The organism is Rhizobium sp. AQ_MP (genome assembly GCF_014237835.1).
GTDB lineage: Bacteria > Pseudomonadota > Alphaproteobacteria > Rhizobiales > Rhizobiaceae > Allorhizobium.
The window spans coordinates 1-235 of the sequence record NZ_JACJVI010000110.1 but is presented as its reverse complement, the minus strand read 5'-3'; the positions used below and the strand labels follow the sequence as shown (position 1 = coordinate 235).

Annotated in this window: 1 protein-coding gene; it reads right to left on the bottom strand. The window is 60.4% G+C overall.

Annotated elements, in window-relative coordinates:
- On the bottom strand, positions 1 to 235 hold a 235-nt coding region (locus H6M51_RS25145), incomplete at both ends, for a molybdopterin-dependent oxidoreductase (protein WP_185812339.1).

Sequence of the window (235 nt, the reverse complement as noted above, 5' to 3'; positions counted from 1 at the left end):
GCAGGCGATGCGCGAAGGTGCCGACTTCGCGCGCCGTTCCACAGGCCGATGGTTGGCCGGTCAGCGAGAAGGGGCCGCTGCCGGGCTCAGAAATCTTCCCCGTCAGCAGATGCAGATTGTAGATCATGTGGTTTGCCCAGACACCGCGCGTGTGCTGATTGAAACCCATGGTCCAAAGAGACATGACCTTGGTTTCGGGGTTGGCATAGAGCTCGGCGAGTTGCTCCAGAAAGCC